Source organism: Delftia acidovorans NBRC 14950, assembly GCF_001598795.1.
Classification (GTDB): domain Bacteria; phylum Pseudomonadota; class Gammaproteobacteria; order Burkholderiales; family Burkholderiaceae_C; genus Comamonas; species Comamonas acidovorans.
The window spans coordinates 1-12578 of record NZ_BCZP01000022.1; the positions used below are offsets into that span (position 1 = coordinate 1).

Here is a 12578-nt window from a genome sequence, read left to right on the forward strand (position 1 = left end):
GTCCCTCAGCCTCCCCCCTTCTGCCCACGCCTGCGTTGGGCGGGATGCGGGGTGGCAGCCCTGCCGAAGGACAGGGCTGCTCCGTCATCTGACTTGCCGCAGTTGTTTGAGCGGCGCGCGAAGCGCAAAGCGAGTTCTGCGGCACACCCCGCATCCCGCCCAACGCAGGTCGCCCGCAGCGAAGCGAAGGGTCGTGGGCAGTTTGGGGCGCGCTTCTTTGCCTACTTTCTTATCGCGCGATAAGAAAGTAGGTCGGCCGCCGGGCCGAAACCCGGCCTCGAAAAACAACCACCCGGCAGGGGTAAAAGCAGACCAAGAGCCAGCCTCACCTCAAACAGCAGGCACCAGCCGAATCCCAGCAGCCCACCCATCCCTCTCCAACTGCCCCACCAACCCCAACTCCCAATCCAGATAAGCCCGAAACCCCGCATCCCTCAACCCCAGATCCCGATGCGCATAAGGGCTGTACCACTGGTCATCATCCCCCGTCAGCACATCCGCATCCCCCTGCCCCAGCGGCAGCCCGGCAGCAGCCCAGGCAGAAGTGCCGCCAACGACGGAGCGCACATCGCGCCCCGTGCGCGCCGCCAGTTCGGCCGCCACTCCACGGGCCAGCACGCCGTCCGGCGAGGTGAGCACCACGACCTGGGCCGGCGGCAGGGCCTGCACGAAGGAGGGCAGACGATCAGGCACGGCAAAGCGCGCACCGGCGATGTGCTGCTTCTCGAAGGCGGGCCGGCTGTCCACGTCGAAGACGATGGCCCGGCCTTCGCCCAGCAGCTCCTGCGCCTGCTGCACGGACAGCTGGGGCGCAGGCGCGTGGGATGCGAGCACGCGCACGGGTTCGGCGCCGACCTCCAGGGTGGCCAGCGTGGGCGGAACGTAGGTGAAGACTTCCCAGCCCAGCTGGGCCAGCCAGGCGCCGGTGGTGAGGGCGCGCACGCCGTCCCAGTCGGCCAGCACGATGCGTGCGCCGCGCGTGGCCGCGTATTCGTCGGTGGCCTGCACGAGCTGGCCGCCAGGAGCCCAGCGCCAGCCGGGCAGGTGGCCGGCCTGGTATTCCTCGCGGGTGCGCACGTCGAAGCGGTAGAGCGTGCGTTCGGTGGCTTCGGACTCGAAGCGGGCCAGTTCGGCCGCATTAATGGATTGCACGCCCGCGCGCTGTGCCACGCTGGCTGCGCGCTCGCGGGCGGTGGCCAGGGCGACGGCGCCGGGCTCGGGCAGCGGGGTGCGGCGGCCATGGGCCAGCCTGCGGCCGGTGAGCAGCCAGTCCATGGTGCCGTTGCGCAGCGAGACGACCGGGTTGGGAATGCCGGCGTCGATCAGGGTCTGCGCGCCCACGATGGAGCGCGTGCGGCCCGCGCAGTTGACGACGACCAGGGTTTGCGGGTCCGGGGCGATTTCGCCGATGCGGTAGACCAGTTCGGCCCCCGGCACGCTGAGGGCGAAAGGCAGGCTGAAGGCCGCGAATTCCTCGGGCGTGCGGCTGTCGACGACGACGATGTTGTCGCCGCGCTGCACGCGCGCGCCCAGCTCGTCCGAGGTGATCCAGGGCGTGTGCTTTTCATGCTCGATGACTTCACCGAAGGCCTTGCTGGGCACGTTGGTGCCGCTGAAGATTTCCAGCCCCTCGGCCGCCCAGCCTTCGGTGCCGCCTTCCAGCACGGAGACATTGGGCCAGCCCAGGCGCACGAGCTTGGCCGCAGCCTCATGGGCCAGGGAGCCGTCTGCGTCCACCAGCACGATGCGCGTGCCGCGGCGCGGCACCAGGCGGTCGATGAGCTGCTCCAGCCGCCAGGCCGGGGCGGGCGCCGCGAACAGGATGTGGCGGTGCGCGAAGACACCGGCCTCGCGCACGTCGAGCACGGCGATTTCCTCGCCGTCGGCCAGGGCCTGCCGGAGCGCAGCGGGCGTGACCAGCGCATGGCGAATCGACTTGGGCGGGCCGAAGGTGCGGAAGCTGCCGCCCTCCAGGCTCTCGAAGACCACGCGCTCGGGCATGCGCTCCAGGCCGCGCCCGTAGAAGTGCAGGTGCAGGCCGGGCTCCTCGCCGATCAGCTCGATGGTGTGCACGTCGGTGGGCGTGAGCACTACCGAGGTTCCGCTGCCCACATCGACGCTGCGGCCCACCGCCAGGGTGTCGCGCAGCGGGTCGTCGGTCTTGCCGCGTGTGAAGAATACGTTGCGCTCCACGCCTTCGACGCCCGCGATGATGGCCCAGGTGGTGTGGTCATGCGGCGGCTGGGACTTGCCCGGCAGGCCGGTGGACAGGTACAACGCATAGCGCCCGCCCAGGTCTTCGCTGAGGCGGTAGACCTGGGCCGGGTTGCTGGCCGAGACGGGGAAGTGCGCGTGCGGGAACAGTTCGCGCTGCAGGCCCAGCGCCTCCAGCTCGCGGGCCACGGCCTGCAATTGCTCGGGCGTGGCGTGCTCCGGGTTGGGGAGCAGGCGCCGGGCCGTGGCGATGAAGCCGGTGATGGCGGCTGCGCGGCGGCTGGCCACGTCGCTGCCGCTGAAGTCGATGGAGAGATGGGTCTGTGTCATGGGAGTGCCTGGGAGGACGTTCGCGGGAGGACACGAAGTTAGGCCTCTCCCGCCCTGGCGCCAACGACGCATTGCAGATATGGATATGAGCTTTGGGCACTGCGCGCGCATGCGTGGCGCAAGCGTGACGCACGTTGTGCGGCAGCCGCATATGCATAGCCGCAATGCTTAGTTCACGCCGCGCCAGGAGCCTCCCAGACTGCGGGCATCGACTCTCTGCACTCCGGCACTCCCATGATCCGCACCCCGTCTGCGCTGCGCGCACTGCTGCTTCCCCTGTTCTCCGCCCTGGCCCTGCACGCGCCTGCGGCCCTGGCCTCGGCCGACAGCTTTCCGAACAAGCCGGTGCGCATCATCGTGCCCGTGGCGCCAGGGGGCAGCGCCGACAAGCTCACGCGCACGCTGGCCGACAAGCTGGCCGCGCTGTGGGGCCAGTCGGTGGTGGTGGAGAACGTGGCCGGGGCCAGCGGCACCATCGGCGCGGCCAAGGTGGCCAAGGCGGCGCCCGACGGCTACACGCTGCTGCAGCAGGGCGAGGGCCTCACGCTCAACGGCCTGCTGTTCGCCCAGCTGCCCTACGACACGCAAAAGGCCTTCACGCCCATCATCAAGGCCGTGGTCAATCCGCAGGTGCTGGTGGTCAACCCCGCCACGGGCCTGAACACGCTGGGCGACTACTTGGCGCGCGCCAAGGCCAAGCCGCAGAGCATCAGCCTGGGCCTGCCCGGCAATGGCGGCATTGCCCATGTGGCGCATGAAATCCTCACGCAGGAGACGGGCGCCAAGGTCAACTACATCCCCTACCCGGGCGGTGGCCCGGCCTCGCTGGACGTGCTGGGCGGCCATACCGACGCCACGCTGATCACGCTGGCCGCCGTGACCGAGTACGTGCGCGCCGGCAAGCTGCGCGCCCTGGCCGTGACCACGCCCTACCGCTCCGACGCCCTGCCCCAGGTACCCACCATGGCCGAGGCCGGCGTGCCCGGCTTCTCGGTGGAAAGCTGGCAGGGCTACTTCGCGCCGGCCGGCACGCCCGCGCCCATCGTCGCCAAGATCAACCGCGACCTGCAGACCGTGCTGCAGGCCCCCGATGTGCGCGCCCAGCTGGAGCACATGGGCTTCAAGGTGGCGGGCGGCTCACCGGCCGACCTGGGCCAGAGCCTGCAAAGCGAGCGCCCGCGCTACGCCCGGGCGATTCAGTCGGCGGGGCTGTCGCTGCGCTGAGACGCTAGGGCACGGCGCTCCAACGCTTGGTGTGCGGCGCCACGCCGGGCAGGACCACCGTGATGTCCGCGCTGCCGACAGCCAGCGCCTTCACGGCAAGGTCCATGCACGGCTGGCCTGCGGGCCACGCAACGCTGGCACTGCCCACGCCAAGGACTGAAGGCTGGGAAGAGACCACGCTGGCCTGCAGATCGGCCAGCGGATAGCTGAGCATGGCCCATGAGGTATCGCCCAGGCAGATGGCATAGGACTGCTGGTCGCCCACGGTCATCTGCACATTCGCCCGATCGGGGTCATCCCACTTCCAGCGATCGAAAGACAGCCGGGGCTCGACGACCTCAATGCGCTCGCGGCCCGGCTCGGGATAGAGATCGGGCATGGAGGGTGCCGAGACCTCCAGGTCCGTCGCGCCCAGCGCCAGTCCGAGCACCCGGGCCGTGCCGCTGTTGCCGTCGGGCGCGATCTCGACCTGTTCCTGCGCGGAGCAAATGGCCGCATCAACGCAGCGCAGCCGCGCCTGCATGGGCTGCTCGGGAAGCTCCTCGCTCCCGAGATAGGTGGGCCTGAGCACCACATCGGACGCAAACCCCCGGGCCACAGCCATGTCGCTGCAGTCGCCGCAGGGACGGTTGACGGTGAGGCCCCGGTCCGGCAGGACACGGATGGTCTCGCTGCGTGCACCCTGGCCTCCCGGCAGGTCGGCCCCGATGCGGTAGCTGCCCGGCTGCGTGGCCTCCTCCACGAACAGCGCCGGTGTGCAGCCGCTCCAGGTCTGGATGAAGGCCTTGTCCACGACATCGCCGTCCTGCCTCAGGTCGCGGATGTGCTGGACCACATCGGCCGGCGAGCGATCGTACAGGCCCACGTCCACGCGCATGTCCGGGGCCACGGGGCGCTGCCGGTCGTAGGGCGCGGCCTCGGGCACGGACAGGCAGGCATGGAAGCCCTGGCGCAGGGACATGTAGCGCTGCGGGGTCAGCGCAGAGCTCGCGCTGGAGATCTCGGCCGATCTGCGGGTGGACATCTCGTCCTGGACGATGAGTGCTACGGATTGCGGGCCCACCACCTCGACGGGGATGGTGGCCGTGGTCAGTTGCCGCCCCCCCGCGATCAGGCGCGTGGTGCCCGGGGCCAGGCCGATGATTTCCACGTACTCGGAGGTGCTCCACTCCGACATCTGCACAGACGAACGCACGGTCTGGCAGATCTCCGGGTTCTCGCAGCGCAAATCGACTGACACGCCTGAATACTGGTGCAGGCTGTCCGCATCCTTGCGCCACGACACGCGCACCGCCTGCGGCGCCGTCAGGCCCTGGCCGACCACCACCTTGCCGCTGTCGGCCGTGGCCGCAAGCGACAGCACCGTGGGCATCCAGACCTCGATCTCGCGGGACTCGCCTTCCGCAAAATCGCCGTGCACGAGCACGCTGGCCCGTCCCGGGCCGACGCCCTTGACCGTGACGGGCGCGTCGTACTGGTACATCTGGCCTTCGGCCAGCTGCGTTTCGGCGGGGGCCACAGCCAGGACCGCAGGATTGGAGCTGGACAGGCGGGCCTTCAGCCCTCCTGCGGGCGGGGGCGGCAGCACCGGCGCGATGATGAAGGTCTCTTCCTCGCCCACGACGAGGATGCTGGGGGCGTAGTCGAGGCCGACGCGGACCTTGTCCGTGAACGTCAGCCAGACGGGTTCCTCGCTCAGGTAGTTGCGCGCCTTGACAAAAAGCTGCGCGCTTTCACCCACCGCTGCCGCCGTGCCCTGGATCTGGATCTCCCTGGACGTCTCCCCTGCCGCCACCTTGACGCTGGCGGGATGCACCACCCGGCCCTCGGGCGTGCTGGTCAGCTGCACCTCCACGCCTTCGGCAGGCGCGGGGTGGGACAGCTGGACCGAGGCCCGGTGGGGATGACCGATCAGCATCGCGCTGTGCGGCACTTGAAGACCGACCCGTGGCAGGTCAGCCACCGTGATGCTGGCCACGGCCTCGCCCAGATCGGGATGCCTGGCCGTGACCCGCGTGGTTCCGAGGTTGTAAGCGGAGCCTGTGACGTTGAAATCGGCCTGCGTCCGGCCTTCCTCCAGATGCAGGCTGGAGCCGACGCTGGCGATGTGGGTGGCACCAGTCGCGAGGCTCACGGTCCGGCCGCCCGCAGGTGCCGGCACGCCCAGGTGCAGCGTCATGGTGCCGGTCCTGTTCCTGCCCACGGTGATCTCGGCAGGCTCGATGGAGAAGGGTGCGCGCCCCACCTCGATCAGGCCACCCTCCACGAGATAGGGAATGCCCGTCAGCGCCCATTGGACGGAGGTGGTGATGACACCCGCCGGCACCAGCACGGCATCGAGCCCATTGCCCTCGGCGCGCAGGCCGCTGCCGCGAGGCGAGGACTGCAGGTCCACGCGCAGGGCCGGCCCCTTGTGGTGGAGGATGGAAACCTGGTCCAGGCCGGGCGAGGCCCCCTCGACGACCAGGCCACTGCCGTACTCGATGCGCACATGGGCCCATTGCGTGGCCCCGCTCCGCGTCCCCGCGAGAAAGCGCCATTCGCCCCAATCGCCGGGCGCGGGCTGGGGCCGCGAAGAAGTGATGGTGATCGGCTGCTGCGCTGTGCCCATTGCGCGTACGGCGCCGTCCCGCACGGTGAAACTGGCACCCGGCTCCATCTGTATGACGAGCCCGGGCTCCAGCGTCAGCGTGGCACCGGACTCCAGCACCACATCCCCCTGCAGGAGCACGGGCGAACTGGCTGCCGGCCAGGACGCGTTGCTACTGATGGACCCGGAGATACGCATGCCCGCCTGGGCCGGCAGCATGGCGGTCATCCAAAAAAGCGACCCCACAACCATCCACGCGAGCAGACAGGCGGCCCTGCGCAGCAGGAACAAAGCCTTCCGCGGACACTGGATCTGCGCCACCTTGGCGCGCCGTCCCGGCAGGGAATGCCCGCCGCAGTTGCGGGAAATGGGAAAGGTAGAAACAAGGGCGCATTGCAGCAATGCGCCTCCTCCCGGCAGACTGACGCGCATTGGCGCTCCCTCGGCAATGGTTTTGGTATCAGGATATCTGAGGGGTTGAAACTCCCCCGGCAGGACCGGCTCTCTTTACCGGCCGGCCATTGTATTGGCGCTTTGTCGCCGCATCAAATTCCATTGACTGGATTTTTGACCATGGACACACATTCATCCGAGCATTCAGCCATTCCAGATCACGGCCTGTTCAATTGCATACCAACCAAATCCATTGCATTACCCATAACCGGCCGTATGCGCTGCGTCATAAGAAGCAAGACAGGGCCGCCAGCACAGCCGGCCGCTGCGGCGGCCAATCGAACGCTGAAGTCCGGTTGTCCTGCCGCCATTTCCCGCACGGAGGCCCGCCAGGCTGCGCAGATCGCAGGTTGGAGCGGGTCGGCGATGGTGGGCAGGTGAAGTTGGCAGCGGCGCTCAGAAATCGCGGCCCCGTTGCCTCTTCCTGAATATGCGGCACGATGGGGTCCGCCGCAATACGCACGAAATCATCGATGGGTTATCCGCCAATGAAGCAGCAAGCCTTGGCCAGGGTTTCCAAAACCACGCCCACGTCCAAATTCGGGAGTTTGCTGTAAATACCCGTGATGCACCGGTCGACGGCCTGCTTGTCCTCACCGCTGAACGCATGTCCCTTGTCGGGGGATGTTCCAGATAGACCCAGTCTTGCCCTGGGTACAAGGCAACGGTTCCTGGTCCTGTGCCGCCAGGGCCGTATCCACCAGGGTCTCGGCCAACATGAAGACATGCTTGGGAAACGGCGCAGGCGTCGGCCAGGTCTGCGGTCACGTTCGCTACGCCAGTTCCATCTGCATGGGTACGAAGGCCACGCCGTTCTTCTCCAGCGGCGCGCTGGTGGCCCGAAAACCCAGCCTTTCGTAGGCGGGTACGGCAAACGGCGTGGAGTTGACGGTGACGCTGCCGGCGTCCGAGTGGATGACAGACTGCAGCGCCTGCCACAGCCGCCTGGCCAGTCCCTGCCGCTGGAACGGCAGGCCAACGAACAGATGGAACAGATGGCGCCCGTCACGCAGGGCCGCCATGCCTGCCAGGGCATCGCCCTGCCTGGCAACGATGAAGAGGTAGCGGGGGTCCTGCAGGTAGGCCTTGAACGCCTCCTGCCCCAGGGCCTTCAGGAATTCCTGCGCGCCCTGGCTGCCGGAGTCCAGGGTGAAGAGGTGCGAAACGCTGGAGACCAGCGCGCTGATCTCTTCGGCGTCTTCGATGTGTGCGGGACGAATGTGCATGGGGAAAAGGTGCAAGGGCCACGGGGCCTGCCCCCGGTCCCTCCCCCGCAAGCCTCTCAGTAGGCCTCAGGCCGATTGTCCAGGCGCCACTTCTCCCCCTCGGGCGTGCCCGGCACCGGCGGGCGCAGGCCCTGGATGCTCCACAGGCTGAAGGGCGTCTCGTCCACATGCATCTCCCAGCGCAGGCCACGGTCGGCGATGAAGGGGGACAGCTGCCGCCGCACGCCTTCGAGGAACCGTGTCTTGGTCTCCTCGTCGCGTATCTGCCGCGCGATGTGGTCCACGGAGATGCGCACGAAATCATCCGCAGGCTCGCCGCCGATGAAGAACGAAGTGCGCGCGACGGCCTCGAACACCACGCCCACGTAAAAGCGCGGCAGGTCGCCGTAGACGGCCGTGATGCGCTGGGCGATGGCCTGTTTGTCTTCATCGCTGAAGGCGTTTTCGGGGTGGTAGATCTTCCACAGGGGCATGGTTTTCTCCGGGTGCAAAAAAGAGGAGGTTTCGGGAAATCCGGGGTGGCGACGCGGCGGGCCGTCAGGCGTCAGGCGGGCTGGCCTGCATCCGCGCCCTGGTAGCGCGCTGCCGGCACGCCGCTGAGCGTCAGCGCCTTGACGAGATTGGCGCGCGATTGGTCAAAGTCCAGCCAGGCGGTCGTGCTGCCCAGCGTGGGAAAGCAGATGGCCTCGCCCTGGTCGAGTGCGACCAGGGCCGTATCCACCAAGGACTCGGGCGACATGAACAGGTGCTCGGGAAACGGCGCGGGCTTGCCGCCGAAGAATTCGGAGCGCACCAGGCTGGGCATCACCGCCTGCACCATGACGCCGCTGGAAGCGAGCTCGGCCTGCAGCGAGCGCGTGAAGTTCAGCACATAGGCCTTGGAGGCGCCGTAGCTGGAGGCGCCCGGCACCGGCATCACGGCCAGGATGGAGCCGATGTTGATCAGCGTGCCCCGGCCGCGCGTGGCGAACAGCCGCGCTGCCGCCAGCGACAGCCGCGTCAGTGCATGGATGTTGACCATGACCATGCGATCGACCTCGCCCGCATCCACCTGGGCGGCCGGGCCCAGGGCACCCAGGCCGGCGCAGTTCACCAGCATGCGGATGTCACGCTCACCCGACAGCAGCGCCGCCACGCGCTGCAGGCCGGCGGCGTCGGCCAGGTCGGCGGCCACCACCTCGACCTCGCGGCCATGCGCGCTGCGCAGGCGCTGCGCCAGCGCCTGCAGCCGGTCCTCGCGGCGGGCCACCAGGATCAGGGAATGGCCCCTGGCGGCCAGGCGGTCTGCGTAGACGGCGCCAATGCCGGATGAGGCGCCAGTGACGATGGCGGTGCCTTGATGCGTGCTCATGAAGGAAGTCCTTGCTTGAAAAGCCGTGGTTGATAGTGGCTCCAAATATAAACTCCAATCATTAGAGTTACAAGCACGCAATCCACCTTTGCGGGCCGGGCTTGCGTTTTGCTGAGACACTCCAGGCCTGCGACAACCGCGAACACACAAGGGAAACCCCATGCGATCCAAGAGCTTCGAGGGCATGGCCTGCTCGATCGCCACCGCGCTGGAGGCCGTAGGCGACCGCTGGGCCATGCTGGTGCTGCGCGACCTGATGCTGGGCCTGAGCCGCTATGACGACCTGAGAAAGTCCACGGACATCACCAATGCCACGCTGACCGACCGCCTGCGCCAGCTGGAGCAGACCGGCCTGGTCGAGCGCCGCCTCTACCAAAGCGGCCCGGACCGCTACGAGTACCTGCTCACGCCCAAGGGCCGCGACCTGTCCCTGGTGATCCAGGCGCTGGCCCAGGTCGGCGACCGGTGGCGCCTGCAGCAGCAGGCCCAGCCGCCCATGCGCTTTGTGCGTGCGCAATCGGGCACGCACCTGCGGCTGGCGCTGGTGGAGGAGGAGTCGGGCCGCAGCGTGCCTTTTTCCGAGCTGCGCGTGGAGGCCGGCCCCGGCGCGGACGACCTGACGCGCTGGCGGCTGTCCAAGCTGGCCGCGCAGGCCAGGACGCCGGCAGCGGCCCCCGGCGCGGATTGAGACCGGCCATGGCCGCGCCCATACCCGGCAAGCGCCCGCAACGCGCCCTGACCTACCGCCGCCACTGCGCGCTGGGCGGCGTGGAGATTCTCAGCGGCCATGCCGTGCAGCACCGCTATCCGCGCCACTTCCACGACACCATGGGCATTGCCGTCATCCACGGCGGGCGCGAGCTGTGCTGGAGCCGGGGCGCCGAGCGCGAGTTCACGGGTGGCGATATCGCGCTGTTCAACGCCGGCGAGATCCACGACGGGCGCCCGGGCGGCGAGCAGGGCTGGACCTACGACATGCTGCATGTCGAGCCCGCCCGCATGCACGCGCTGCTGGGCGTGCGCGATGGCTGGTTCGACGCCGTCAGCCTGCGCGACCCGCAGACCCGGGCCTGCGCCCGGCAGTTGCTGCAAGGCCCGCAGGACGGCCTGGCCGCCGACGAGGCCCTGCTGGCGCTGCTGCGCCGCGTGGTGCACAGCCCCGGCCGGCCGCATGCGCCCGATGGCGCCAGCGCGGCACTGCTGCGCGAGTTCATCGATGCCCATGCGGACCAGGAGCTGGGCGCCGCGCGGCTGGCCGCCGTCTGCGGGCTCAGTCCCGAGCACGCCATCCGCAGCTTCAGCCGCCGCTACGGCATCACGCCCCATGCCTACCACCAGGCCCGCCGCGCCGAAAGCGCCCGCGGCCTGCTGCGCGGCACGCTGGCGCTGAGCGAGGTGGCACTGTCGCTGGGCTTCTACGACCAGAGCCATTTCTCCAACTGGTTCCGCCGCGCGCATGGCGTGGCGCCTTCGCAGTACCGCCAGGCCATGCGGCCCTGAGCGGCACGGCCTGATCAATTCCATCCAAGACCGCGCGCTGCGGCCTGCCTAAGCTGCCACTCCTCGACAGACAGGAGTGGTGGATGAAGACACGGACCGTTGGATTTTTCGTCTTTGATGGCGTGGTGCTGCTGGAGTTTGCAGGGCCTTTGCAGGTGTTCGACGTGGCCGCGCGCGTGGCAGTGCGGCGCGGGCTGGCGGCCTCGCCCCCGTTTCAGCCCGTGGTGATCAGCCGCAGCGGCGCCGCCGTGCGCACGCGCGAAGGCGTGGGCATACAGGCGCAGGCCAGCCTGCAGGACCATCCCCCGCTGGACCTGCTGATCGTGGCCGGCGGCGCGCTGCAGGCCGAACTGGCCGCGCCCGAGGTTGCCGCCTGGCTGCGGCAGGTGGCCGGCAGCAGCGAGGTGACGGGCTCCGTCTGCGTAGGCTCCTTCCTGCTGGGGCGGGCAGGGCTCCTGGACCAGCGCGAGGCCACCACGCACTTCGAGGACACGGAAGACCTGCGCGCCATTGCGCCGGCTGCCCGCGTGAGCGCCGACAGGCTGTGGATCGATGAGGGCGCCATCGTCACCTCGGGCGGGTTTGCGGCGGGCATCGACATGGCCCTGCACCTGGTGGAGCGCCTGCTGGGCGCAGAGATCGCGGCCGAGACGGCGCGCCAGCTCGAATACCGGCGGCGCAATGCCGCCGACCGGCAAGCGTGACGGAGCCATGCGCATGAACGGAAAGACAAGCTACCTGGCGCTGCTGGCCGTGGGCGGGCTGATCCTGAGCCTGTCCGGCGTGGCCGTGGCTTTCAGCAGCATGGGCACCAGCGCCATGGGCTTTTACCGCATGCTGCTGGGCGGCCTGGGGCTGGCCGGCTTTGCCCTGTGGCGGGGCCTGCGCTGGCGCATGACGCGCCAGGCCCTGCTGTACGCCTGCCTGGCAGGCGCCGCGCTGGCGCTGGACCTGTACTGGTGGCACAAGAGCATACGCATGGTGGGGCCGGGCCTGGGGGCCATCCTGACCAACTGCCAGTCGTTCTTTCTGGCGGGGCTGGCCTGGGCGGTGTTCCGCGAGCGCATCACGGTCGTCTACTTCGTGGCGCTGGTGCTGGCGGCCACCGGCATCCTCATGGTGTCGGGCGCGGGGCTGCCCGTGGCCTCAGGCCCGGATTCGGCGTCCGAGCACTGGTTGGGCGTGGCCCTGGGCCTGGCCTCGGCTGCGGCCTATGCGCTGTGCGTGGTCTTCATCAAGAAGGGGCAGACCCCGCCGCACGCCACGCATCCGGCCGTGAACATGGCCGTGCTGTGCGCCGCCGCCGCGCCCTGCCTGCTGGCAGCCGCGTGGCTGGAGGGCGAATCGCTGGCCATTGCCAGTGCGGCCGATTTCGGCACGCTGCTGCTGTACGGCCTGCTGGTGCAGGGCGTGGCCTGGCTCATGGTGAGCACGGCCGTGCCGCATGTGAAGGCCTCGCTGGCCGGCCTCATCCTGCTGGCCGAGCCCATAGGCACCTATGCCATCGACGTGCTGTTCTTCACCGCCCGGCCCACGCCGATGGCGCTGGCCGGCATGGCGCTGACGCTGGCGGCCATCTATGCGGGATCGACCTATGGGGGCGCGCCCTCTGGCGGAGCGCCCGCAAGGCGCATGGCGAAGGCGCAAGGCTCCGGCCACTGACCACGGCGGTCAGTGGCCGGCCCGCTCG

Annotated in this window: 10 protein-coding genes; 5 read left to right on the forward strand and 5 right to left on the reverse strand. The window is 69.1% G+C overall.

From position 1 onward, the window contains the following. Window positions 1-330: 330 nt before the first annotated feature. Window positions 331-2544, reverse strand: a complete 2214-nt coding sequence (locus DA1_RS22605) for a rhodanese-like domain-containing protein (protein WP_034397160.1) — start codon at window positions 2542-2544, stop codon at window positions 331-333. Window positions 2545-2778: 234 nt separating this feature from the next. Here DA1_RS22605 and DA1_RS22610 point away from each other — a divergent pair, with 234 nt between their 5' ends. Beyond that, window positions 2779-3768 carry a tripartite tricarboxylate transporter substrate binding protein gene (locus DA1_RS22610; RefSeq protein WP_012207573.1) on the forward strand — a complete coding sequence of 330 codons (990 nt, stop codon included), beginning with the start codon at window positions 2779-2781 and terminating at the stop codon, window positions 3766-3768. 4 nt (window positions 3769-3772) lie between these two features. Here the strand turns inward: DA1_RS22610 and DA1_RS22615 are convergent, their stop codons facing one another. The 4 genes from DA1_RS22615 to DA1_RS22630 all read right to left on the reverse strand — a co-directional run bounded on the left by DA1_RS22615 (window position 3773) and on the right by DA1_RS22630 (window position 9388). Beyond that, on the reverse strand, window positions 3773-6586 hold the full coding sequence (locus DA1_RS22615; RefSeq protein WP_034397161.1) for a beta-helix domain-containing protein: 2814 nt from the start codon (window positions 6584-6586) through the stop codon (window positions 3773-3775). 998 nt (window positions 6587-7584) lie between these two features. Continuing rightward, window positions 7585-8037: a GNAT family N-acetyltransferase gene (locus DA1_RS22620; protein WP_034397163.1), complete on the reverse strand. Its 453-nt coding sequence runs from the start codon at window positions 8035-8037 to the stop codon at window positions 7585-7587. A 56-nt stretch (window positions 8038-8093) separates the two neighbouring features. Next, a complete protein-coding gene (locus tag DA1_RS22625; RefSeq protein WP_034397164.1) occupies window positions 8094-8510 on the reverse strand; it encodes a tautomerase family protein in 417 nt (138 codons plus the stop codon). A 71-nt stretch (window positions 8511-8581) separates the two neighbouring features. Next, window positions 8582-9388, reverse strand: a complete 807-nt coding sequence (locus tag DA1_RS22630; protein WP_034397165.1) for an SDR family NAD(P)-dependent oxidoreductase — start codon at window positions 9386-9388, stop codon at window positions 8582-8584. A 160-nt stretch (window positions 9389-9548) separates the two neighbouring features. On the opposite strand from DA1_RS22630, the gene DA1_RS22635 reads away from it, so the two are divergent. The 4 genes from DA1_RS22635 (at window position 9549) to DA1_RS22650 (ending at window position 12550) form a co-directional block, all read left to right on the forward strand. Next, complete coding sequence (locus DA1_RS22635; protein WP_034397166.1) at window positions 9549-10076, forward strand: winged helix-turn-helix transcriptional regulator; 528 nt, start codon at window positions 9549-9551, stop codon at window positions 10074-10076. Window positions 10077-10084: 8 nt separating this feature from the next. Next, window positions 10085-10888, forward strand: a complete 804-nt coding sequence (locus DA1_RS22640) for a helix-turn-helix domain-containing protein (RefSeq protein WP_034397167.1) — start codon at window positions 10085-10087, stop codon at window positions 10886-10888. A gap of 83 nt (window positions 10889-10971) precedes the next feature. Then, the gene (locus DA1_RS22645; protein ID WP_034397168.1) at window positions 10972-11592 is read left to right on the forward strand and encodes a GlxA family transcriptional regulator; all 621 of its coding nucleotides are present in this window, start codon (window positions 10972-10974) and stop codon (window positions 11590-11592) included. 13 nt (window positions 11593-11605) lie between these two features. Next, the gene (locus DA1_RS22650) at window positions 11606-12550 is read left to right on the forward strand and encodes a DMT family transporter (protein ID WP_099752836.1); all 945 of its coding nucleotides are present in this window, start codon (window positions 11606-11608) and stop codon (window positions 12548-12550) included. Window positions 12551-12578 lie beyond the last annotated feature (28 nt).

Bases quoted from the DNA above. Each gene is read 5' to 3' on its own strand.
- DA1_RS22605 (WP_034397160.1), bottom strand. From the start codon at position 2,544: ATGACACAGACCCATCTCTCCATCGACTTCAGCGGCAGCGACGTGGCC.
- DA1_RS22635 (WP_034397166.1), top strand. From the start codon at position 9,549: ATGCGATCCAAGAGCTTCGAGGGCATGGCCTGCTCGATCGCCACCGCG.
- DA1_RS22640 (WP_034397167.1), top strand. From the start codon at position 10,085: ATGGCCGCGCCCATACCCGGCAAGCGCCCGCAACGCGCCCTGACCTAC.
- DA1_RS22610 (WP_012207573.1), top strand. From the start codon at position 2,779: ATGATCCGCACCCCGTCTGCGCTGCGCGCACTGCTGCTTCCCCTGTTC.
- DA1_RS22650 (WP_099752836.1), top strand. From the start codon at position 11,606: ATGAACGGAAAGACAAGCTACCTGGCGCTGCTGGCCGTGGGCGGGCTG.
- DA1_RS22630 (WP_034397165.1), bottom strand. From the start codon at position 9,388: ATGAGCACGCATCAAGGCACCGCCATCGTCACTGGCGCCTCATCCGGC.
- DA1_RS22615 (WP_034397161.1), bottom strand. From the start codon at position 6,586: ATGACCGCCATGCTGCCGGCCCAGGCGGGCATGCGTATCTCCGGGTCC.
- DA1_RS22645 (WP_034397168.1), top strand. From the start codon at position 10,972: ATGAAGACACGGACCGTTGGATTTTTCGTCTTTGATGGCGTGGTGCTG.
- DA1_RS22625 (WP_034397164.1), bottom strand. From the start codon at position 8,510: ATGCCCCTGTGGAAGATCTACCACCCCGAAAACGCCTTCAGCGATGAA.
- DA1_RS22620 (WP_034397163.1), bottom strand. From the start codon at position 8,037: ATGCACATTCGTCCCGCACACATCGAAGACGCCGAAGAGATCAGCGCG.